This is a genomic window from Inhella proteolytica (assembly GCF_016093275.1).
GTDB lineage: Bacteria > Pseudomonadota > Gammaproteobacteria > Burkholderiales > Burkholderiaceae_C > Inhella > Inhella proteolytica.
This window is the reverse complement of sequence record NZ_JAEDAK010000006.1, coordinates 250,247-271,753: the sequence shown is the minus strand read 5'-3', so window position 1 is coordinate 271,753 and position 21,507 is coordinate 250,247. Positions and strand designations below refer to the sequence as shown.

The 21,507-nt window shown below is 70.4% G+C and carries 22 protein-coding genes; 3 read left to right on the top strand and 19 right to left on the bottom strand.

Annotation, left to right across the window (positions count from 1 at the left end; genetic code table 11):
- Positions 1-2: 2 nt before the first annotated feature.
- Genes I7X39_RS11160 through argS form a run of 3 tightly spaced genes read right to left on the bottom strand, consistent with a single transcriptional unit; the run spans position 3 to position 3,055 of the window.
- Positions 3-677: a thiol:disulfide interchange protein DsbA/DsbL gene (locus tag I7X39_RS11160; protein WP_198111227.1), complete on the bottom strand. Its 675-nt coding sequence runs from the start codon at positions 675-677 to the stop codon at positions 3-5.
- A gap of 18 nt (positions 678-695) precedes the next feature.
- Positions 696-1,334 (bottom strand): SPOR domain-containing protein, encoded by a 639-nt coding sequence (locus I7X39_RS11155; protein WP_198111226.1) that lies wholly within the window; start codon positions 1,332-1,334, stop codon positions 696-698.
- On the bottom strand, positions 1,331-3,055 hold the full coding sequence (gene argS / locus I7X39_RS11150; protein WP_198111225.1) for an arginine--tRNA ligase: 1,725 nt from the start codon (positions 3,053-3,055) through the stop codon (positions 1,331-1,333). Before argS ends, I7X39_RS11155 begins: the two co-directional genes overlap by 4 nt.
- Positions 3,056-3,138: 83 nt before the next feature.
- Between argS and I7X39_RS11145 the strand changes: the two genes are divergently transcribed.
- The 3 genes from I7X39_RS11145 (at position 3,139) to I7X39_RS11135 (ending at position 5,598) form a co-directional block, all read left to right on the top strand.
- Entirely contained in the window at positions 3,139-4,551 is a 1,413-nt protein-coding gene (locus I7X39_RS11145; RefSeq protein ID WP_198111224.1) for a protein kinase domain-containing protein, read from the top strand.
- 68 nt (positions 4,552-4,619) lie between these two features.
- Positions 4,620-4,916 (top strand): PsiF family protein, encoded by a 297-nt coding sequence (locus tag I7X39_RS11140; protein ID WP_198111223.1) that lies wholly within the window; start codon positions 4,620-4,622, stop codon positions 4,914-4,916.
- Positions 4,917-5,052: 136 nt separating this feature from the next.
- Positions 5,053-5,598, top strand: coding sequence for a DUF3617 domain-containing protein (locus tag I7X39_RS11135; protein WP_198111222.1), 546 nt, complete (start codon positions 5,053-5,055; stop codon positions 5,596-5,598).
- On the opposite strand, the gene I7X39_RS11130 is transcribed toward I7X39_RS11135, so the two are convergent.
- The 16 genes from I7X39_RS11130 to I7X39_RS11055 form a co-directional block, all read right to left on the bottom strand.
- Positions 5,585-6,424: a D-hexose-6-phosphate mutarotase gene (locus I7X39_RS11130; protein WP_198111221.1), complete on the bottom strand. Its 840-nt coding sequence runs from the start codon at positions 6,422-6,424 to the stop codon at positions 5,585-5,587. The genes I7X39_RS11135 and I7X39_RS11130 overlap by 14 nt on opposite strands.
- Entirely contained in the window at positions 6,421-7,098 is a 678-nt protein-coding gene (locus I7X39_RS11125; RefSeq protein WP_198111220.1) for a 4'-phosphopantetheinyl transferase family protein, read from the bottom strand. Before I7X39_RS11125 ends, I7X39_RS11130 begins: the two co-directional genes overlap by 4 nt.
- A 1-nt stretch (position 7,099) precedes the next feature.
- On the bottom strand, positions 7,100-7,549 hold the full coding sequence (locus I7X39_RS11120; protein WP_198111219.1) for an excinuclease ATPase subunit: 450 nt from the start codon (positions 7,547-7,549) through the stop codon (positions 7,100-7,102).
- Between the two features lie 68 nt (positions 7,550-7,617).
- Positions 7,618-8,856, bottom strand: a complete 1,239-nt coding sequence (locus tag I7X39_RS11115) for a beta-ketoacyl-ACP synthase (protein ID WP_198111218.1) — start codon at positions 8,854-8,856, stop codon at positions 7,618-7,620.
- Positions 8,853-9,587, bottom strand: a complete 735-nt coding sequence (fabG, locus tag I7X39_RS11110) for a 3-oxoacyl-ACP reductase FabG (protein WP_198111217.1) — start codon at positions 9,585-9,587, stop codon at positions 8,853-8,855. Before fabG ends, I7X39_RS11115 begins: the two co-directional genes overlap by 4 nt.
- Positions 9,588-9,911: 324 nt before the next feature.
- Positions 9,912-10,364 carry a hotdog family protein gene (locus tag I7X39_RS11105; RefSeq protein ID WP_198111216.1) on the bottom strand — a complete coding sequence of 151 codons (453 nt, stop codon included), beginning with the start codon at positions 10,362-10,364 and terminating at the stop codon, positions 9,912-9,914.
- Positions 10,357-11,526, bottom strand: coding sequence for a beta-ketoacyl-ACP synthase (locus I7X39_RS11100; RefSeq protein WP_198111215.1), 1,170 nt, complete (start codon positions 11,524-11,526; stop codon positions 10,357-10,359). The genes I7X39_RS11105 and I7X39_RS11100 overlap by 8 nt, the downstream gene beginning before the upstream one ends.
- The gene (locus tag I7X39_RS11095; protein ID WP_198111214.1) at positions 11,526-12,089 is read right to left on the bottom strand and encodes a DUF3261 domain-containing protein; all 564 of its coding nucleotides are present in this window, start codon (positions 12,087-12,089) and stop codon (positions 11,526-11,528) included. The genes I7X39_RS11100 and I7X39_RS11095 overlap by 1 nt, the downstream gene beginning before the upstream one ends.
- Positions 12,077-13,309: an NAD(P)/FAD-dependent oxidoreductase gene (locus tag I7X39_RS11090; protein WP_198111213.1), complete on the bottom strand. Its 1,233-nt coding sequence runs from the start codon at positions 13,307-13,309 to the stop codon at positions 12,077-12,079. The genes I7X39_RS11095 and I7X39_RS11090 overlap by 13 nt, the downstream gene beginning before the upstream one ends.
- The gene (locus I7X39_RS11085) at positions 13,299-15,590 is read right to left on the bottom strand and encodes an MMPL family transporter (RefSeq protein WP_198111212.1); all 2,292 of its coding nucleotides are present in this window, start codon (positions 15,588-15,590) and stop codon (positions 13,299-13,301) included. Before I7X39_RS11085 ends, I7X39_RS11090 begins: the two co-directional genes overlap by 11 nt.
- Positions 15,583-16,167, bottom strand: coding sequence for a LolA family protein (locus I7X39_RS11080; protein ID WP_198111211.1), 585 nt, complete (start codon positions 16,165-16,167; stop codon positions 15,583-15,585). The genes I7X39_RS11085 and I7X39_RS11080 overlap by 8 nt, the downstream gene beginning before the upstream one ends.
- Entirely contained in the window at positions 16,164-16,604 is a 441-nt protein-coding gene (locus tag I7X39_RS11075) for an acyl-CoA thioesterase (RefSeq protein WP_198111210.1), read from the bottom strand. Before I7X39_RS11075 ends, I7X39_RS11080 begins: the two co-directional genes overlap by 4 nt.
- On the bottom strand, positions 16,591-18,138 hold the full coding sequence (locus I7X39_RS11070; protein ID WP_198111209.1) for an HAL/PAL/TAL family ammonia-lyase: 1,548 nt from the start codon (positions 18,136-18,138) through the stop codon (positions 16,591-16,593). The genes I7X39_RS11075 and I7X39_RS11070 overlap by 14 nt, the downstream gene beginning before the upstream one ends.
- Positions 18,119-19,090 carry a lysophospholipid acyltransferase family protein gene (locus I7X39_RS11065; protein WP_198111208.1) on the bottom strand — a complete coding sequence of 324 codons (972 nt, stop codon included), beginning with the start codon at positions 19,088-19,090 and terminating at the stop codon, positions 18,119-18,121. The genes I7X39_RS11070 and I7X39_RS11065 overlap by 20 nt, the downstream gene beginning before the upstream one ends.
- On the bottom strand, positions 19,072-19,800 hold the full coding sequence (locus I7X39_RS11060; RefSeq protein WP_198111207.1) for a glycosyltransferase family 2 protein: 729 nt from the start codon (positions 19,798-19,800) through the stop codon (positions 19,072-19,074). The genes I7X39_RS11065 and I7X39_RS11060 overlap by 19 nt, the downstream gene beginning before the upstream one ends.
- Positions 19,797-21,506, bottom strand: coding sequence for an ApeI family dehydratase (locus I7X39_RS11055; protein WP_198111206.1), 1,710 nt, complete (start codon positions 21,504-21,506; stop codon positions 19,797-19,799). The genes I7X39_RS11060 and I7X39_RS11055 overlap by 4 nt, the downstream gene beginning before the upstream one ends.
- Between the last annotated feature and the right edge of the window lies 1 nt (position 21,507).

Sequence of the window (21,507 nt, the reverse complement as noted above, 5' to 3'; positions counted from 1 at the left end):
GCTCAGACTTTTCCGTAGTTCTGGATCAGGAAGTCCAGGGTTGCGAAGGTGCGGCGCGCGGCCTCGGCCGGCGGCTGGCCGGCGCCCGCCAGCGAAGGCGAGGTGGTGTAGAGCCCGCCCAGGCCCAGCGTGGGCACGCCCTCGACACCATAGTCATCGGCCATCTGATTGGCGGCACGGATCTGGGCGGCGCTGAAGGCCTTGGGGTCGAAGGCCGCCCAGGTGCGCTCGAACAGCGCCACGTCCAGGCCCTGCGGCTGCAGCAGCTTGATCATTTCCACGTTGTTGCCCAGGTCCTGCCCCTGGCGGTGCAGGGCCTGGAAGATGCTGGCGCGGAACTTGTGCTCCACCCCCATGGCCTGCAGGGTGAAGAACAGGCGCTGGTGCTGCACCGAATAGCCGCGGATGGGCACCGCCACCGACTTGAACTCGACCGTGGGCGGCAGGCGCTTGAGCCACACCTGCAGATGCGGTTCCAACTCGAAGCAATGCGGGCAGCCGTACCAGAAGAACTCGATCAGTTCGAGCTTGCCGGCCGGGCGGCGCAGCGGCTGGCGCAGGCGGCGGAAATGCTCGGGGCCGGGGCGCCAGTCAGAGGCCTGCGCCGTCGCGTGCAGGGCGCCTAGGGGGCTGGCAGCCAGCAGGCCCAGGGCCTGGCGTCGGGTGGAGTGCTTCATCGGGGACGTTCCGGTTGTTCAGCGCTGGGCGCGCACCACGGCGGCTTCCAGGCCGGCATCCTGCACTTGCGCGTGCAGGGTGTCGGCGTCGGCCTTCATGTCGAAGGGGCCGATGCGCACGCGGTACACCACGCGGCCATTGGCCTCGCGCTCGTAGACCTTGGCATTGAAGCCCTGCAGACCCAGGCGGGCGCGCTGCTGCTCGGCTTCCTCGGGCTTGGTGAAGGCGCCGGCCTGCACGAAGTAGACGTAGGGGTCGGCGCCCGCCGGCTTGCTGGCGGCCGGCTCGGTGGGCTTGGTGGCCACGGCGCTGGCCTGCGGCACGGGGGTCGGGGTCGGCGCGGGCACGGGTGCCGCGCTGGCCGGGGCCGATGGCACCGAGGCCGCCGCCACCACCCCGCTGGCCGCCACGCGGCTCTTGCCACCGTTCAGTCCGGCATTCGGATCCCAGTTCTTGTTCGCCGCCGCCTCAGCCGCGTCCAGCTCGGCATTGCGCTGCGGGGTCTTGTCCACAAAGGGGATGGGCACCTTGGTGACGTAGAGCGCCACGCCCAGGGCGATGGCCAGGCCGAGCAGCAGGCCCACCACCAGGCCAAGGCCAAAACCACCCTTCTGCGCGCCGCCCTTGGACGACGGCGCCTTCTTCGCTTCACTCATGCAGCAGATTCCTCTCGGTCTTCCCGGGCCATGGATTCAGGGGCCGAAACGCCCAGCACGGCCAGGGCGTTGGCCAGCACCTGACGGGTGGCCGCCAGCAGGGCCATGCGGGCGCGGCAGAGCGCGGCGTCATCGACGATGAAGCGCTCAGCCGCGTAGTAGCTGTGGAAGGCGCCGGCCAGATCGCGCAGGTAGAACGCGATGTCGTGCGGCGTCAGGTCCTTGGCGGCCTGGCTCAGCATCTTGGGGAACTCGGCCAGCTTGGCCATCAGGGCCAGTTCGGTCGGGGCCGTCAGCAGGCTCAGGTCCGCACCAGCGCCGACTTCACCGCCCCAGGTGCGCAGCACCGAGCAGATGCGCGCGTGCGCGTACTGCACGTAGAAGACCGGGTTTTCATCCGAGGCCTTGAGCGCGAGGTCGATGTCGAACACGAACTCGGTGTCGGCCTTGCGGCTGATCAGGAAGAAGCGCACCGCGTCGCGGCTGGTCCAGTCGATCAGGTCGCGCAGCGTCACGTAGGAGCCGGCGCGCTTGCTGATCTTGACCTCCTGGCCGCCGCGCATCACGGTGACCATCTTGTGCAGCATGTAGTCCGGGAAACCTTGCGGGATGCCCAGGCCCTGCGCCTGCAGGCCGCCGCGCACGCGGGCGATGGTGCCGTGGTGGTCGGTGCCCTGGATGTTGATGCACTGGCTGTAGCCGCGCTTGAACTTGTTGACGTGGTAGGCCACGTCGGGCACGAAGTAGGTGAAGCCGCCCTCGCGCTTGCGCATCACGCGGTCCTGGTCGTCGCCGTAGTCGGTCGAGCGGAACCAGAGCGCGCCGTCCTTCTCGTAGGTCTTGCCGCTGTCCACCATGCGCTGCACGGCGGCCTCCAGCTGGCCGTTGGCGTAGACGCTGGATTCAAGGAAGTAGTTGTCGAACTTGAGGCCGAAGGCCTGCAGGTCCAGGTCCTGCTCGTGGCGCAGGTAGGCGACGGCGAACTGACGGAGGCCGTCCAGGTCTTCGGGGTCGCCCGAGCCGGTGAACTCGCGGTCATCGGCCTTGACGGTCTCCTGGCGGGCAAATGCGTCGGCGATGTCCTGGATGTAGTCGCCGTTGTAGAAGCCCTTGCTCTCGGGGTTTTCGGGGTCGGTGGGCCAGCAGGGGTCGCCCGGTTTGAAGCCCTGCAGGCGCAGCTGCGTGCTGCGCGCCAGCGTGGCGATCTGCACCCCGGCGTCGTTGTAATAGAACTCGCGCGTCACCTCATGGCCCTGGGTGGCGAGCAGGCTGCACACGGCATCGCCCAGCGCGGCCTGGCGGGCATGGCCCACATGCAGAGGACCGGTGGGGTTGGCGGAGACGAATTCCACCAGCACGCGGCGCGGGTCCTTGACCTGCTGGCAGCCGAAGGCGGCGCCGGCCTGCAGCACCTCGGCCACCACCGCCTGCTTGGCGGCGGGCTTGAGGCGCAGGTTCACGAAGCCGGGGCCGGCGATCTCGATGGCGTCCACCCACTGCTGCACCGCGGGCTGGGCGTTCAACGCCGCCACCAGCCGGGTGGCCAGTTCACGCGGGTTGGCCTTCAGCGCCTTGGCCAGTTGCATGGCCGAGGTGACGGCCAGATCGCCGTGGCTGGCCTGCTTGGGGGCCTCGAAGGTGGGAGCGGGAGGGTTCTCGGGGGCGATCTCGCACAGGGCGGCGCCCAAGGCATCGAGCAGGGCCTGGGTGGCATGAATCATGCTGGGGATTCTAGGAGGCGAAGCAACAACTGCTCTCAAGCCCGCATGGCCGCCCCGCAGGACTGATGGCAGGATCAGGCCCCATGTCCACCCCGCCCGCCAGCTCGGCCACCGGCGAAAGCCTGCCGCCGAGCTCCACCTTTCCGGCCAGCGAGCCGCCCTCGCAGGCGGAACTGCCCAGCCACATCGGCAAGTACAAGGTGATCCGGCGCCTGGGCGAGGGGGCGACGGCCGACGTCTTCCTCTGCCACGACGCCTTCCAGGACCGCCATGTGGCGATCAAGAAGGTGCGCGCCTGGAAGGAGGCCAGCCGCAGCGGCGAGGCCGCGCTGAACATGCGCGACCATTTCTTCGCTGCCGAGGCCTCGCTCGCCGGGCGGCTGACGCACCCGAACGTGGTGCAGATCCTCGACGCCGTGACGGATGCGCCCGAGCCCTATCTGGTGATGGAGTTCGTGCCGGGCGTCACGCTCAAGCATTTCTGCCGCGCCGACCGCCTGCTGCCACTCGACCAGATCGTCGAACTGGGCTTCAAGTGCGCGATGGCGCTGGGCTACTGCTTCCGCCAAGGGCTCATCCACCGCGATGTCAAACCCGCCAACCTGCTCGCCGTCATCGACGAGCAGGGCCAGGCGGTGGACGTGAAGGTCAGCGATTTCGGCTCCGCCCTGCACCTGGAGAGCGACCAGACCCAGGTGCACCGCGTCGGCTCGCTCGCCTACATGGCGCCCGAGCAGCTGGAAGGCGGCGACCTGGACGCCCGCGCCGACATGTACGCGCTCGGCGCCGTGCTTTACCACCTGATCGCCGGCAAGCCGCCCTTCGAGGCGCCGGCGCAGATGGCGCTGATGCACCAGATCTACCACCAGCCCCCCAAGTCCCTGCAGGAGCTGCGCGATGGCGTGGGCCCGGAGATGGACGCGGTGGTGCTGCGCGCCCTGGCCAAGCGCCCCGAGGACCGCTACCGCGACTGGGACGAGTTCGCCCGCGCGCTCTCCGACCTGGTGGCCAAGCAGCTGATCCCGCTGGCCCGCTTCACCGAGGTGAAGGACTCCGAGCGCTTCAACCTGCTGCGCGAGCTGGAGTTCTTTGCCGAGTTCGGCGACGTGGAGCTGTGGGAGGTGGTGCGGCGCGCGCGCTGGCGGCGCTACCCCGTCGGCCACCATCTGTTCAAGCGGGGCCAGGAGGGCAACAGCGTGCACATCATTGCCCTGGGGGCGGTGGAGGTGGTGCGCGAGGGCCGCGTGGCCGCCCAGCTGGGCGTGGGCACCTCGGTGGGCGAGATGGCCTACCTGGCGCCCAACCCCGAGATGCGCACCCACAGCACCGATGTGCGCGTCACCCAGGTCTGCACCACGGTGAGCTTCACGCCGCAGCTGATCGGCTCGCTCTCGGGCGAGTGCCAGCACCGCTTCGATCGCGCCTTCATCAAGGTGCTGGTACGCCGCCTGCATGCAGCGCACGAGCAGCTGGCGCACCCGCGTCGCATCTTGTAGCCCCACGCGAGCGCCGCTTCACGGAAGATCCCCCCGCCGTCTTGGCATCCACCCAGAGAGGAAACGCGATGAAGATCAAAGCCCTGCCCCTGATGCTTGTGTTCGCCTTGGCCGCCGGTGGCGCCTGGGCCGGCCCGCAACAGGAAAGGATGAAGCACTGCAATGCCGAGGCCAAGACCAAGAACCTGGCCGGCGAGGAGCGCAAGAGCTTCATGAGCAACTGCCTGAAGGCCAAGCCAGAAGCACCTGCAGCCCCCGCCACCCAGCAGGACAAGATGAAGACCTGCAATGCCGACGCCAAAACCAAGAACCTGGCCGGCGACGAGCGCAAGAAGTTCATGTCCGAGTGCCTGAAGGGCAAGTAAGCCTCCCCCCGAAGCGCCTGCGGCGCCTCCCCCGGAGGGGGCGCCACCAGTGGCCCGGCGGAGCCGGCTCCACGGTGGCACTTGGTTGTGCTGAATCATGCGCGGCAGGTCTCAAGAACCCCACAGGAGCCATGAGATGCGCCTTGATCCCCTACTGCTGATCCTGCTGGCCGGCACGGCGCTGGCCCAAAGCCCGCCCTCCAAGCCCGGTCTGTGGGAGATGAAGACCCTGAGCCTGGAGGTGGACGGCAAGCCCATGCCCACCCCCGGCCAGATGCCGCCCGAGATGGCACAAATGCCCCCCGAGGTGCGCAAGATGATGCAGGAGCGCATGAAGGCCCAGGGCATCGACCTGGCCAGCGGCGGCATCCGCATGTGCTTCAGCGCCGAGTCGATGAAAGAAAGCGCCTGGGGCAGCCCGCAAGGGCAGAACGACTGCAAGACCGAGGTCGTCGAGCGCGGCGGCAGCACCTGGCGCTGGAAGGTGCAGTGCAAGGAGGGCCACGGCGAGGGCCGCACCACCTTCAGCGGCGGCGAGGGCTATCGCAGCGACATGCAGTTCACCAGCACCGGCAAGGGCCAGGCGCAGACCATGAAGACCCAGGTCCAGGCGCGCTGGCTGGGGGCGGACTGCGGCGGGCTCAAGCCCATCCAGCCGCCCGCGCCGACTAAAGGCAAGTGAGGGTCTGACGCGCGACCCATTCCTCGCCCGGGTCCAGCACCGGCCGGTGCTCGATCTGGGCGAGTTCCAGGCAGACGAAGCGGCGCCAATCCTCGGCGGGCAGGTCCGCCAGGCCATGGTTCGCGCCGGGGTTCCAGACCACCGCGTCGTCAAAGCCTTCGGTCTCGATCAGCAGCCGGCGCGTGCTGCTTTCACCCAGCCCCACCAGGCGCAGCGGCGCGGCCGGGCCGTAGACGATGCGGTCGATGGGCTGGCCCTGCAGCAGCTCCAGCCGGTGGCTGTGCTGCACGCCCTCTTCGCCGCGCAGGCTGTCCAGGTAGCGGCGGTCCTGCAGGCCTTCGATGACGACGCGAGCGGCGTCTTCGACCGCCCAGTAGCTGTGCAAGGCGGCCTGAAAGGCGAAGCGCGCCTCGCCGCGGTTCTCCACCGCCAGCTCCATCTCCAGCGTGCGCCCGGCAATGCGCACCGTCAGCTCCAGAGCGAAGGCCTGCGGCCAGGCGCGCAGGGTGTCGGCGTCGTCCTGCAGGCGCAGCACGGCCAGGGCATCGCGGTCACCGGTTTCCTGCTGCACCAGCTCCCAGGCGCGCGTGCGCGCCACGCCATGCCGCGGCCCGTCACCCTGCGCGGCGAACTGCGGAAAGATCACCGGCACGCCCCCACGCACCGCCACACCCGCGCCGTAGCGGCTGGTGGGCGACAGGTAGAGCTGCTCGGCCCCGCCCGCCGGCACCCAGCTGACGAGTTGGCCGCCATGAAGCAGCAAGGTGGCACGCGCGCCGTCGGGAGATTGCAGGGTGATCTGGGCTTGTTCGGCTGGGGCACTCATGGGGAAAAACTCCGGTTCAGGGCGGGATCATCGCTGGCCGGCCCCCAGCGGCCCTGGTCGGCCCATGCCAGGGGCGCCGTGCCGGGGTAGGGCCAGAAGCGCGGCACGGCCTGGGGCGGCGCCCACAGGGCCAGATGCAGGTCGTGCGCCGGCTGGTGCCAGCAGCGCCCCGCCCCTTGGGGGTCGGGCACCCAGCGCAGCTGGCGCTGCGCCGCCAGCAGGCCCGGCCCCGGGCCCTGCTTGAGCCAGGCTTCACCCAGCGTCCAGTGGCGGTAGAAGGCCGGCGCCTGCGCGTCCGGCAGGCCCAGGCCGGATGCCAGGGCGGCCAGATCGCGCCCGGGGCGCGGCTGTTCGATGTCGATGCCCAGGGCCTCTTCCGCCACGGCGGCGGCAAACCAGTCGCCGCTGTGGCTGAGCGAGAGCCGCCACGGGGGCAGCGTCGGGCAAAGGCTGCGGCCCTCGGCGTCCTGCTCCAGCTGCGGCAGGGCCTGGCCGCTGGCAGCGCCCAGCAGGCGGCGCAGCAGCCAGCGCCCGGCCAGGTAGCGCTGCCGGCGCGCCGGCAAGGAAAAAGCCTGGAGCCGCGCCGCTTCGCTGCGCGCCAACCAGGCTTCGGGGCATTCGGGCAGATCGGCCTGCAGCGCCGCCAGCGGCGCCACGCAGATCTGCGGGTTCACCTTAGGGGGCCACCTTGGCGTAGGTGCCCTTCAGCGCCGCGCCGATGACGATGCTGCCGGCATGGCATTCGATGGTCTCGGCGTCCTTGACCTCGTTCTTCTTGTAGTAGCTGACGATGTCCACCACCGCGTTGGCGCCGTTCTGCTTGGCCTTCTTCTCCAGCGCGATCAGGCCCGAGAGGATGGCCCACTTGCAGCCGAACTCGTCGGACTTGCCCACGCCATTGGTCTTCTGGTTGGTGGTGTCGCTGCCCAGCTCCTTCAGCACCTTGGGCGTCTTGGCGCCGGCCAGGTAGAACTTGACGTCGCCGTCGAGCTTGCCCTTGGCGTCGGGCATTTCCAGCACGTCGGACAGCTTGATGTGCAACACGGTGTCGCGGGCCTGGGCGGCCGGAGCCAGCAGGGCGGACAGGGCCAGCACGGCGGCCAGGCTCTTCAGGGTTTGACGCATGGGTTCTCCTCCTCGGGGTTGGTGGGTGGCAAGCGCGGCGATTGTGCCGACGCGCTGGTGTCGAATCGTTAGCAACGGCGCAGGATCAACGAGGTGTTGATGCCGCCGAACGCGAAGTTGTTGCTCATCACGTACTCGGTGTCGAGCGCGCGGCCGCCGTCCATCAGGTAGTCCAGCTCGGCGCAGCGCGGATCTACCTGGCTGAGGTTCAGCGTGGGCGCGAACCAGCCGCTCTTCATCATCTCGGCGGTCATCCAGGCCTCGAGCGCGCCGCAGGCGCCCAGGGTGTGGCCCATGTAGCTCTTCAGCGAGGATATGGCCACGCGCGAGCCGAACACGGCCTGGGTGGCCTGGCTCTCGGCGATGTCGCCATGCTCGGTGGCGGTGCCGTGGCCGTTCACGTAGGGGATGGCCTCGGGGGGCAGACCGGCATCGGCCAGGGCCAGGCGCATGGCCATGGCCATGGTCTCGGCCTTGGGTTGCGTGACATGCGCGCCATCGCTGTTGGTGCCGTAGCCGACGATCTCGAACAGCGGCTTGGCGCCGCGCGCCAGCGCGTGCTCACGCTCTTCCAGGATCAGGCTGCAGCCGCCCTCGCCCAGCACCAGGCCATCGCGGTTCGCGTCGTAAGGGCTGGGGGTCTGGGTGGGCGTGTCGTTGTGGCGCGTGGAGGTGGCGAACAGGGTGTCGAACACCGCGGCCTGGCTGGCATCGAGCTCTTCCGAGCCGCCAGCCACCATGGCAATCTGCTTGCCGCTCTGGATGGCCTCGAAGGCGTAGCCGACGCCCTGCGAGCCCGAAGTGCAGGCGCTGCTGGTGGTGACGATGCGCCCGGTGATGCCGAAGAACACGCCGATATTCACCGGCGCGGTGTGCGACATCATCTTGATGTAGGTGTTGGCGTTGATGCCCTCGGTGGTCTTGTCGCGCATCATGCAGGCGAAGTCGCCGAAAGCGGCGGGCTCGCCCGAGCAACTGCCGTAGCTAATGCCCATCTGGCCGCTGGTGACGAGCGGATCCCCCAGCAGACCGGCCTGCTCCAGCGCCAGCTCGGTGGCACGGCAGGCCAGCACCGAGACGCGGCCCATGCTGCGCATGGTCTTGCGGTTGTAGCGCTCCTTGGGCAGCTCGAAGGGTGCGGCGGGCGCGCCGACTTGGGTGTTGAGGCCTTCGATCTCGGCCCAGCCGGCGATGCGCTGCACTGCACTGCGGCGCTGGCGCAGCTGCTGCTGCACGCTGGCCCAGTCATGACCCAGGGGGCTGAGGGCACCGACGCCGGTGCACACCACACGCTTCAAGCTCTTCATCCCACCATCCCCCCGTTCACCGAAATCACCTGGCGCGTGATGTAGGCCGCATCCGGTCCCATCAAGAAGCTCACCAGGGCCGCCACCTCCTCGGGTTGGCCCACCCGCTTGGCCGGGATGATCTTCAGCGCTTCGGCGAGCAACTCGGGCTCGACCATGTCGGTCTCGATCAACCCCGGTGCCACACAGTTCACGGTGATGGCGCGGCTGGCCAGCTCCACCGCCAGCGCCTTGGTGGCGCCGATGATGCCGGCCTTGGCGGCGCTGTAGTTCACCTGCCCGCGGTTGCCCATCAACCCCGACACCGAAGCCAGGGTGACGATGCGCCCGGGCTTGCGGCGCCGCACCAGCGGCATTGTGAGCGGGTGCAGCACGTTGTAGAAGGCGTCGAGGTTGGTATGGATCACCGCGTCCCAATCCTCGGCCGGCATGGCCGGAAAGGCGTTGTCGCGCGCGATGCCGGCATTGGCCACCACGCCATAGGGGCAGCCGTGCTGTTCAAGATCGGCTTCAAGCGCCGCAGCCGTGGCGGCGCGGTCGGCCACGTCGAACTGCAGCACGCGGGCCCGGCGGCCCAGTTCGCGCACCTGCTGCGCCACCTGCTCGGCTTCGTCGCGGCGGCTGCGGCAGTGGATGACGGTGTCGAAGCCATCGCGCGCCAGGCGCAGGGCAATGGCCTTGCCGATGCCGCGGCTGGAGCCGGTGATGAGGATGGTTTGGTCGGGGTTCATGGTTTGCACCACAGCGCTTTGCGGGGCCGCGAACGCGGCAACAAGAAGCTGGTTGGGGATCCATTCATCGCAGAAAGCCCGCGATGGTTTGCAGTGGTCTAGTCGGCCGGTACTCCGGCCAGCTTAGCGGGCAGGTTTTCGCAGTCCCAGGAGGGGTGTGGGAGCCATGTGAACCAGCCGTGCAGTCGCGGCCGACCCTAGGTCGGCTGCGTGCATTCAGCGCCTTTCTTTGCCCCGCGTTTCTTTGGCGCAGCAAAGAAATGCGGGTCGGGGTGCAAGGGTTGAAGACCCCTGCGGGCTCTACCGATGACCAAATGCATTCAGTCACAAGCCCTGCCCATTCAAGAAGGCCTCAGGCTCTTCGGGCCCGAACACGTTCAGGCTCGCCCGCGCCACCTCGGCGCCGTTAATCTCGATCGAGGCCTCGAACTGCCCCAGCCCGTTGTCCGCCTGGAAGCGATGCTCGACGCGGATGCGCAGCACTTCGCCCACCCGGAAGCTGGAACGGGAGCAGGTGTAGCGCCGCGTACCGAGCAGGAAGCCGATCTTGGGCGCACCGCCCGCGGCGCGGCGGCCGGCGCCGGCCCAGGCGGCCACGGTCTGGGCCATGTACTCGATGCCGGCGGCGGCACTCAATTGGCCGTCGCGCAGCAGCAGGTGGTCGGGGCCGATGGTGGCCTCGGCCACCAGATGTTCCTCGCCGGCTTCAAGCACACGGCCCAGCCAGCTCATCGTGCCGCGGTGCGGCACCAGTTCGTCGATGGCGACTTCAGTCATCACGGCAGAGCACCAACGCGGCATTGCTGCCGCCAAAAGCAAAAGAATTGGACAGCACGGCGCGCGGTGCGCTGGCCAGGCGTTCGCCCGGGCGCACCAAGCGAATGGCCGGCAGCGCGGGGTCGCGGGCGCCGTCGAAATGGTGCACCGGCAGCCGGCCCTCGCCCTGCAGCGTCAGCCAGGCCACCGCCGCTTCCAGCGCGCCGGCCGCGCCCAGGGTGTGGCCGGTCAGCGGCTTGGTGGAGCTGCAGGGCAGCTCCAGGCCGAACACCCGTGCCACGGCCTGTGACTCCATCGCGTCGTTGTGCGGCGTGGCCGTGCCATGCAGGTTCAGGTAGCCGATGTCGGCCGGCTGCAGGCCGGCACAAGCGATCGCGGCGCGCATGGCCGCTTCGGCACCGCGGCCGCTGGGTTCGGGGGCGGAGATGTGGTGGGCATCACTGCTCTCGCCCCAGCCGGCCAGGCGCGGGCCGGCCCCTTCGCGTTCCATCAGGAACAGCGCGGCGGCCTCGCCGATGTTGATGCCTTGCCGATTCGCGCTCATCGGATTGCAGCGCGCCGCGCTCACGGCTTCGAGCGCGGCAAAGCCGGCGACCGTGAAGTCGCACAGGCTGTCGGCACCGCCACAGAGCACGGCATCGGCCAAGCCGGCGCGCAGCAGGCGGGCCGCGCTGGCCAGGGCCTTGGCGCTGGACGAACAGGCGGTGGACACCACATAAGCAGGGCCACCCAGGCCCAGGGTGCAGGCCAGGTAGAGCGCAGGGGAGCCGATCTCCTGCTGGCGCACATCAAAGCCGGCGGACAGCGTGCCGCTGCGCACCTGCTCGTCCCAGGCCTGTTCGGCCTCGCCCACGCCCGAGGTGCTGGTGCCCAGCACCACCGCCACCCGCGCCGCACCGTGGCGGGCGATGGCGGCGTCCACCTGCGGGCGGATCTGCGCCAGCGCGGCGGCCAGCAGGGCGTTGTTGCGGCTGGCCAGGGCTGCGGCCGGGTCAAGCGGCGGCAGCGCCGCGCGCACGCGGCCCAGGTGCAGCTCGCGACCTTCGCGCCAGGGTTCGGGCTGCACACCGCGGGGTTGATCGGCCCAGAGCGCAGTGGCCAGTTCAGCGGGGTCGGCGCCGGCGGCACAGATCAGACCCAAGGCATTCAGATGGAACTGCATCACACCGCTCCTTCGGCCGCACGCGAGTCGATGCGCAGCCGGTAGCGCTCGACCCGGTTGTCGATCTCGACCTGCTCGCGGCCCTGCAGGTACAGCACCACCAGCAGCAGCTCGCCGTTCAGGCGCAACTCACGGCGCTGCGCCAGTTCGCTCAGTTCCCACTCCGGGCCCAGGCCCTGGCGCAAGGCCTGCAAGGGCGCGAACACGAGCGCGATGTCACGCAGCACGCGCTCGGGGTCCACCTCGGCCGGCAGCATCGTGTGGCGCTGCACCTGCAGCTCGCGGCCGTCCCACACCAGGGTCAGCACGCGCTGGTTCAGCGCCAGCGCGGCCAGGCGCAGGGCCTCGCCGTCCAGCTGCAGCAGGGTGTCGAGCTGGCGCTCCTTGGGCGCGCGCGGGTCTTCGCTGACGCGCAGCACCTGCAGGCGCTGCACCAGCTGCAGCGGCGCGCCGAAGTCGGCCGGCGCCACACGGAAGGCGGGCAGGCGCGGCGGCGGGGCCGGCGGCGTGCTGGCGCAGGCGGCCAGCAGGCTCACAAGCAAGGACAGGATCAGGCGGCGCACAGGGCTTCCAGCGTGGCCATGCGCTCGGGCTTGGCGACGTAGGGGTTGCTCTTGTCCCAGGCGTAGCCGGCCAGGATGGAGCTGATCATGCGGCGCACCTCGGGGTTCTGGTCCTGGTGAAAGATCACGTCCTGGAAGCCGCCGCGGTACCAGCTCTCCACAAAGGCGCGGAAGGCATCGACGCCGGTGCGCAGCGGCACGGCGTAATCGGCCTCCCAGTTCACCGTCTCGCCGGCGCGCTCGCGCAGGATGCAGCTCACGGCCAGATCGGCGCTGCGCACGGCGATCGTCACGCCGCTGGAGAACACCGGATCGAGGAACTCGCCGGCATTGCCCAGCAGCGCGAAGCCGGGGCCCCAGAGCGACTTGACGTTCGCCGCATAGCCCTTGAGCTCGTTGGCCGGCGTGTCCCACACGGCGTTCTCGAGCAAAGTGGAAAGCGTGGGCGTCTCGGCCACGATGGCCTTCAGGCGCTCGGTCGCGTCGGTCGAATACTTGGCGAAGAACTCGGCGCGCGCCACCACGCCCAGCGAGCAGCGGCCATTGCTGAAGGGGATGGTCCAGAACCAGACATCCACATGCTCGGGGTGCACGGTGACGAGGATCTTGTTGCGGTCGAAGCTCGGATCCTTGATGCCGTCCTGCACATGGGTGAAGGTGGCCGCGCGCACCGGGAATTGCGAGGGGAACTCCAGGTCCAGCAAACGCGGCAGGGTGCGGCCGAAGCCACTGGCGTCGAGCAGGTGGCGGGCCTGCACCTGATACGAATCGCCACCCTCCAGGGGTTGCACGGTGACCAGCGGCTGCTGCCCCTCACCCACCGTCACCGCGGTGACCTGCTGGCGGTAGCGGATGTCTGCTCCGGCCTTGGCCGCGCCATCGGCCAGCACCTTGTCGAAGGCGGCGCGCTGCACCTGGTAGGTGGTGCCCCAGCCGCAGCTGAACTTGTCGCGGAAGTCGAAGGCGGTGCGCTTCTCGCCGCGGCGGAAGGCGGCGCCGTTCTTGTACTGGAAGCCGGCCTCGACCACGTCCTGCAGCAGGCCGGCCTTCTGGATGTATTCCATCGACTGCGGCAGCAGGCTCTCGCCGATCGAGAAGCGCGGGAACTGCTGCTGCTCCAGCACCGTCACCGCCAGGCCCTGCTGGCGCAGCAGGGCCGCCGCCACCGCGCCCGAGGGGCCGGCGCCAATGATGCAAACGTCGCAGGTTTCAACTCGCATGGGGGGACTCATCTGGAATGAAGAAGGGGGTCAAGACCCAGGCCAGCACGATGCCAAGGCCCAGGGTGATGCCGAAGGCGCGCAGCGCCGGGGTGCTGGAAAGACCCAGCAGGCCGAAGGCCAGCCAGGTGGATGCCGCCGCCAGGGTGACGGAGACAAAACCCCGCAAGTCTGCGCGCTGCGGCTGGGCGAGCAAAAAGATGCCGTAGTCCACGCCCACGCCCAGCAGCAGCAGCAAGGCCAGCACATGGAAGAGCTGCAGCGGCTGGCCGCTCAGGCCCAGCAGGGCCAGGCTCAGGGCGCCGGCCAGCACGGTGGGGAAGAGCGCGCGCCAGCTGCGCCGGCCAAAGCGCCAGGCCAGCAGACCGGCCACGGCGACGACGGCGATGGCCAGCACCCCCGCCATGCGCACGCGCTGGCGCGCCAGCAGTTCGGAGACCTCGGCCACCTTGTCGACCCAGCGGACAGCGTTGCCGTCGGCCAGCGCGGCCAGGGCCGGCAGGGCCTGCACGCCGGCCACGCCGCGCAGCTGCAGCACCGCATGCCAGCGGCCCTGCGAATTGGCGCCCAGCCATTGATGGCGTGCCGCCTCGGACACCGGCGCGGCCAGCCAGTCGGCGACCATCAGCAACTTGGGCTGCACGGCCCCGCCCGCAGGCAGGGTCTGGCCCAGCAGACTTTGAACCAAGGGAGCCGCCTCGGCCCAGCGGCGCTGCAGCAGCGCGGCATCGGCCTGCTGGCGCGCGGGCGAAGGCACCCAGTCCGACACCGCCTGCCAGCCGCTGATGAGCTTCTGTTCGCGCAGCGGCGCGAGCTTGGCTTTGAGCGCTTCCTCGGCGGCCAGCAGCTCGGCCTCGCTGCCCGCTTCGAGCAGGAAGAACTGCGCCGGGCTGGGCAGGTCGAGGTGGCGCGCGAGTTCGATCTGGTCCTGCAGCAAGGCCGGCGGCGTGGCCTGCAGCAGGCGGATGTCGTCGTTGGCCTGCAGGCGCACGAAGCCCCAGGCCGTCAACCCGCCCAGACCGGCCAGCAGCAGGGCCGCGGCGCGCGGCCGCAGCGCCGGCCAGGCGGCCCAGGCACGACCCATCGCGCGGGTCAGCGGGCGCAGCGGCACGCTGCCCTGGTCCAGGTGCGGGAACCACAGCCAGGTGGTGACAAAGGCCGCGGCCAGGCCGGCGGCCGAGAACAGGGCCACCTGCTGCAGGCCCGGGAAGGGCGTGGTGGCCAGCAGGGCGTAGCCGGCCAAGGTGGTGAGCAGGGCCAGGCCCATGGTGGGCAGCTGCTCGCGCATCACGGCAAAGCGCTGTTCGGCGCCGCGCTCGATGCGCGCGGCGTAGTAGCTGCTGGCGTAGTTCTCGGCCACGCCCACCAGGCTGGCGCCGAACACCAGGGTGATGAGGTGCAGCTCGCCGAACACCGCCAGGGTCAGACCCACGGCGACCAGCAGACCGCTGCCGACCGAGAGCAGCACCAGCAGGCGCGGACGGATGCGCGCAAAGGCGAACCAGCTGAGCACGAACACGCCGACCAGCGAGCCGGCGCCGATCAGATGCATCTCGCTCTGCGCCTGCGTGGCCGCCGCGTGCGCATGCAGGGGCACGCCGGCGGCGATGACCTTGACCGGCGCCACCGCGGCACGGGCGGCGGCCAGGGCTTGGGCCAGGCGCTCGTTATGCGCCAGCGCGAAGGCGCTGCCGGGGCTGTCGATCAGGATCAGGGCCCAGTCGCCGTCAGGGGCATGCACGGTCAGGCGACCTTCGTGCACACGCACGCGGCTGCCCTGGGCGCGCTCAGCGAACCACTGGCCCAGGCTGTTGAAGGGGTCGTCGGCCCAGCGGCCCACGCGCAGCGCGCCCACCGGCTGCAGCAGGTTCTGCAGGGCCTGCTGGGCCAGGGCCTCGGCGCTGGCCTGCTGCAGCTGGGCGCGCTGCGCATCGGTCAGCAGGGCGCCGCGCTGCGGGCTGAAGAAGTCCAGCCAGGCGGCCTGCTGGGCCGGGTCCACCTTGTGGCGCAGGCTCACACCCGGGGCTTGGGCGGCGAAAACCTCGGCGAACCGATCGGCCGCCGCCGCGTTCTGTACCAGCACGATGAGCCGGCCGTCCCCCGCCTTGGCCAGGGCCTGCAGCGCCTGCTCGACCTCGGGGCGGCGCTCGTCCTTGGGCAGCATGGCCAGCACATCGGTGTTGATGCGCAGGCGGCCCTGCCAGGCCGTCAGGCCCAGGCCCGCAGCCAGCAGCAACAGCAGGAGCGCCCACAGCCAGGCCCAGCGGGTCGTTTCAGGCAAGGCGGCGGGCCTCTTCCTCATTCGGCGCGGCGGGCTCGCGCTGCTGCTCGTCAAAACGGATCAGGGTCTGGTCGCCCTGGGCCTCGAAGAGCTGGATGCGGCGCACCTGGCGGTCGCCCTCCAGCTCGATGCGCTGGAACAGGCGCGCCAGTGCGGCCTCGCGCGGCTTCAGCTCGGCCTGCCAGCCCTGGGCGCCGCGCAGGCTGCCGCTCAGCTCGAACTGCGACTGCAGCGCGGCCAGGTTGCCGTCCAGCAAGGCCAGCATCAGGCCGGTGACGACGCGCACGCTGGGCTCCTTGCCGGCGTCGAGCTGGAAGTGGTCGGCGCGGATGGCATCGCGCGTCAGCGCCAGCTGCGAGGCAAAGGGCGTGAGCGTGCGCCAGAGCACGCCCTTGCCGCGCACCAGCAGGTAGTCGCCCGTGCTCTTCAGCGGCTTGGCAAAGCCGGCCAAGCGCTTGTCCTGCTCGAAGCGGCCGCGCGCCAGCGCGGGCTGGTGCAGGCGCTGCTGGATCTCGGCCAGCGGCGCCGCCGTTGCGCTGAGCGGCAGCGTGGCCAGCAGCAGGTGGCGGCGCTTCATGCGGCGTCCTCCGGCTTCACGCCCAGGCGCTCCCACAGCACCGGCGGGCAGACGAACTGCAGCTCGCCGGTTTCCCAGCGCACCGCCACCTGGATGGTGTGGCCCTTGGTCAGCACCTTGCCGCTGGCGGCGTCGCGGATGCGGTAATCCACCTTGAGGCGGTTCTCGTACTCGGTGATGGCGGCGCGCACGATCAGCTTCATGCCGTACTCGGCCGGGCGCACGTACTTGAGGTGCAGGTCCACGATGGGCCAGGCGTAGCCGCTGGCCTTCATCTGCGGGTAGTCGTAGTCGAAGCGCTGCATCAGCGCGCTGCGCGCGATCTCCAGGTACTGCACATAGCGCCCATGCCAGACGATGTGCATGGGGTCCAGGTCATGGAAGGCCGGGCTGAGCTCGGTCTCGTGCACCAGGCGGGGGTCTTCACGTCCCGGCATACAAATCCCAAGCAGGTTCGCGCAGGGCCGTGAGCAGGCGCTGCAGGTCGGCGTCGAGCGCGCGGTCTTCCTCGATCAGGGCCACGCGCGCCTCCAGGTCTGCGCGCCACGCGGCCAGCGCCGGCGTCAGGTTCAGGGCACCCAGGCGCTCGCGCAGGGCCAGGGCCTGGCGGGCGGTGATCAGCATGGCGGCCACCACCTGCTCGGTCAGCTCGATGACGCGCAGCGCATCGCGTGCGGCGATGGTGCCCATGCTGACCTTGTCCTGGTTGTGGCACTCGGTGCTGCGGCTGAACACCGAGGCCGGCATGGTCTGCTTGAGCGCTTCGGCAGTCCAGGCCGAGACCGAGATCTGCAGCGCCTTGAGCCCATGGTTGATGGCCGCGCGCTCGCCCAGCGCGCCGCTCAGGTTCGAGGGCAGGCCATGGTTGAAGCGCGTATCCACCAGCAGGGCCAGCTGGCGGTCCAGCAGGTCGGCCAGGTTGGCGACGGCGTTCTTCAAAGTGTCCATCGCCAGCGCGATGTGGCCACCGTAGAAGTGCCCGCCATGCAGCACGCGCTCTTCCTCGGGGTGGATCAGCGGGTTGTCGTTGGCGCTGTTGAGTTCGTTCTCGATCAGCTGACGCAAGAAGGGCAGCGCGTCTTCCAGCACGCCGATGACATGCGGCGCACAGCGCAGCGAGTAGCGGTCCTGCAGGCGCAGCTCATTTCGGCTGGGGCGGTCGCTGGCCAGGTCGGCGCGCAGGCGCGCGGCCACGCGCTGCTGGCCGGGGTGGGGCTTGGCGGCGAACAGGGTGGCGTCGAAATGGTGGGCGTTGCCGCTGCTGGCGATGACGTTCGCGGCCGTGCAGCGCGTGGCCTGCTGGCCGAGCTGCTCGGCGCGCACATAAGCCAGGCAGGCCAGCGCGGTCATCACCGCCGTGCCGTTCATGATGGCCAGCGCCTCCTTGGGGCGCAGGCGGTGCGGCTGCAGGCCCACCGCGGCCAGGGCCTGGGCGGCGGGCATGGATTCACCGCGGAACCAGACCTGGCGCTCGCCGCAGAGCACCGCGGCCACATAGCTCAGCGGGGTCAGGTCGCCACTGGCGCCCACCGAGCCCTCGGAGGGGATCTGCGGCAGGATGTCGTGCGCCAGCAGGGCGGCCAGCTGCTGCAGCAGCGCGTAGCTGACGCCCGAGACGCCCTGCGCCAGCGACTGCAGGCGCACGGCCAGCACGGCGCGCGTCTGCTCCGGTGTGAGCAAGGCCCCGGCGCCGCAGCCGTGGTAGGTGTAGAGGTGCGTGGGCAGCTGCGCCACCAGGGCGGGCGGGATGCTGACGGTGCAGCTGTCGCCATAGCCGGTGGTGATGCCGTAGACCACGCCGTCCTCGGCCAGCAGGCGCGCCACGAAGGCGGCCCCGGCCTCGATGCGGGCGACGAAGGCCTCGTCGCGCGACAGCTCGGCGCGCGCCTGGCCCCGCGCGATGCGCACGATGTCCTCCAGGCCCAGCGGGCGGCCGTCGAACAACACGGAATCAGACGGGGGGCGGTGCATCGGGGCGTTCCCAGAAGGCATAAAAGTTGAACCAGTCGTAAGGCGATTCGGCCAAGCGGGCCGCGATCGCATCGGCATACGCCTGCGCGTAGCGCTGCAGGGCCTGCGCGCGTTGACCGCGCGGTAGCTCGACGCGTTCGGCCAGGCGCTCGAAACGGATCTCGTAGCCGGCCCCCTGGTGCAGGCAGCTCAAAAGCACCAGCGGGCAGCGCAGCAGGCTGGCCAGCACATAGGGGCCAACCGGCAGCGGCGCGGTGTGGCCGAGGAACTGCACTTCGGCCACCTGCGCGGAGTGGATGGGCACGCGGTCGCCCGCAATCGCCACCCAACCGCCTTCGGCCACGATGGCCTGCAGCTGCACCGCGGTGGCCGGGCCGAATTCGCTGACCTCCAGCAGGCGCACGCGGGCTTGCGGGTCCAGGCGCTGCAGCAAGCGGTTGAACTGCTCAGCATGCTTGGTGTGCACCAGCACGGTGAGCTTGAGGATGGACTTGTCGCGCGCAAAGGCGCGGCACAACTCCAGACAGCCCATGTGCGCGGTGACGAAGATGCCCCCGCGGCCGGCGCGCAGGTCGGCGTCCACCGCGGCCACGCCTTGCTCCCTGATGCGCGCGGCCGGGTAGCGGCCGGCCATGGCCAGCAGCTTGTCCAGCATGGTTTCGGCAAAGCAGGCGACATGGCGGAGGCCCTCGCGCCAGCCGGGTGCGCGCACGAACACGCCGGGCCGCGCGGCGTGCAGCCGGCGCAGGTAGTCCAGCGAGGCCGCGCGCAGCGCGGGGCGCGTGCACCAGTGCAGCAGCACCACCGGCGCGCTCAGCACGCGAAAGGCGGCGCGCCCGAACAGGCGGTGCACGGCATAGAGCAGCCAGATGCCGCCGACAAAGGTGTGCTCGCCCAGCGCCGCCCAATGCGTGCCGGGGCGCTGGGCGGGGTTCAGGCCAGCTTGCGCCATAGCAGCAGCGGCAAGCGCAGCAACATGCCGAAGAACAGGCGCGTGTGCATCCAGCTGATGCGCAGGTTGTCGCGCCAGACGCGGAAGTGCGAGATGCCGTCCTCGGGGTAGTGCACGCGCGTGGGCATGTTCACCACCGGCACGCCGGCCCACACCAGGCGCACGGCGATCTCGACGTCAAAGTCCATGCGCGTACCGATGCGCACCCGCTCGATCAGCGCCAGCGTGGGTGCGAGCGGATAGACCCGGAAGCCGCACATCGAATCGCGCACCGCGAACGAGAGTGTGTTGATCCAGACCCAGACATGGGTGGCATAGCGCCCGTACAGCCGCCCCTTGGGCACCGAGGCGTCATACAGTGGGCAGCCGCAGACGAAGGCCTCGGGGCGCGCCTGTGCCGCGGCGACGAAGCGCTGTGCATCCAGCGCATCGTGCTGGCCGTCGGCATCGATCTGCAGCGCGTGGCTGTAGCCCTGCGCCGCCGCGGCGCGAAAGCCCGCCATCATGGCGCCGCCCTTGCCCTGGTTCTGCGCCAGGCGCAGCAGCTGGACGCCGTCCTGCGTGGCCAGCGCGTCCAGGGCGCGGGCGGTGTCGGCATTCGAGCCGTCGTCCACCAGCAGCACGGGCAGGCCCTGGCTGCGCAACTTGGCCACCACGCCACCTACGGCCTGGCCGTGGTTGTAGACGGGGATGACCACCACCAGCTTCATGCGCCCTCCCCGGCCGCGGCAAAGCGCAGCTTGCCGCTGGCATGGGGTCCACGCGCACTGCGCAGCACGAAACGCAGCACGCACCCGGCCTCGTCGCACTGCAGCTCCAGCTCCACGCACGCGCCAGGTGGAATCACTTGCTGGAACTTCAGCTGATCCAGCCCAGCAAAGGCCGGCTGCAGGTGGGCAAAAGCCTCGCGGCCAAAGCGCTCGGCCCAATCCAGCTGCACCACGCCCGGCAGCACCGGGTGGCCGGGGAAGTGGCCGTCGAAGCCCGGATGGCGCGCCTCCACCTCGATCGCCCAGCAAGCACGCTGTGCCTCACGTTGCAGCAGGCGCGCGCTCGGGCGCATGGGGTCGAACAAGGCCGCCAGCGCGGCCTGGGTGGTCTTGCCCTGGGCGTTCACCGGCAGCTCGCTGACCAGGCGCCAGCGGCGCGGGCGCACCGTCGCTTCCAGCAGCGGCTCCAGCGCCCGCTTGCGCGGCGCCAGCCAGGCAGCGCGGCCCTGGGTTTCGATGGCCTCCCAGGCCTCGGCCGTGGGCACCAGCACCACGCCCAGTTCCTGACGCCGGCCAGGCAGCAAGGGCAGCCGCAGCTCCTGCACGCCGCCCAGGGCCAGCAAGGCCTGTTCAATCGCAGCCAGCGAGACGCGTTTTTCCTCGATCTTGACGATGCGGTCGGCGCGGCCCAGCAGCACGAAGCCCGGGCCTTCGGCGCGCACGCGGTCGGCGGCCAAGAACCAGTCCAGGCTGCCGAGCTGCGGCGAGCGCAGCGCCAGCTGTTCGTCTTCGATGCGCCAGTCCACGCCGGGCAACGCCCGCCAGGGGTGCTGGGCATCGGCGCCCGGGGCGCGCTGGCGCCAGGCCACGCCACCGGTCTCGCTGCTGCCGTAGACCTCGATCGGCGTCTGGCCCAGGCCTTCAGCGCAGGGGGCGAGCGCGTCGTCCGGCAGCGGCCCGCCGGAGCTGAAGACCGCCGCCAGCCGCACCGGCAGGCCGGCCAGGTCGGGCAGGTCCAGGCGCTTCAGGTGCGCGGGGCTGGCCACCAGGGCCAGGCGCGCGTCCAGTCGGGTCAGGTCTTCCAGGTAGGCCTGGCGCTCGGCCACCAGAGGCCGGCCGGCCGCCAGCGGCCAGAGCAAGCGAAACAGCAGGCCGTAGATGTGCTGGTGGCTGACCGTGCCGACCACACGCGCCCCCTCCAGGCGGCTGCCGAAGCAGGTTTCCAGCGCGCGCACTTCATCGAACAGCTGGTGCAGGCGCTTGGTGATGGCCACCGGCTCGCCGGTGCTGCCCGAGGTGAACACCACCAGCGCAGGGGCCTGGGCATCGAGCGGCTGCCATTCCGGCTCCGGCTCCGGCTCCGGCTGCGGCGCCACGCGTGCGCAAGCCCCCCCCGGCCAGTCGCCCGCGAAGTGCGTCCCCTGGGCCGCCAGGCGCTCGGCCGTGGCCGGCAGGGCATCGCCGGGCCACCACACCGTCTTGCCGGCATGCCAGGCGCCGAACAAGGCCGCGGCGGCGCGCAAGCTGTCCTCGAAGTACAGGGCCACGTCAGCGCCGGGCTGGGCGGCGAAATGCGCGGCCCAGCCGGCCACCTCGGCGCGCCACTCGCGCTGCGTCACCGCTTGGCCGGCCCGAAAGCCCACCGGCTGCGCCTGGCGCATGGGGCTGAGCGGGCCGGCCAGGCCCAGTGCCAATTCACGCCACATG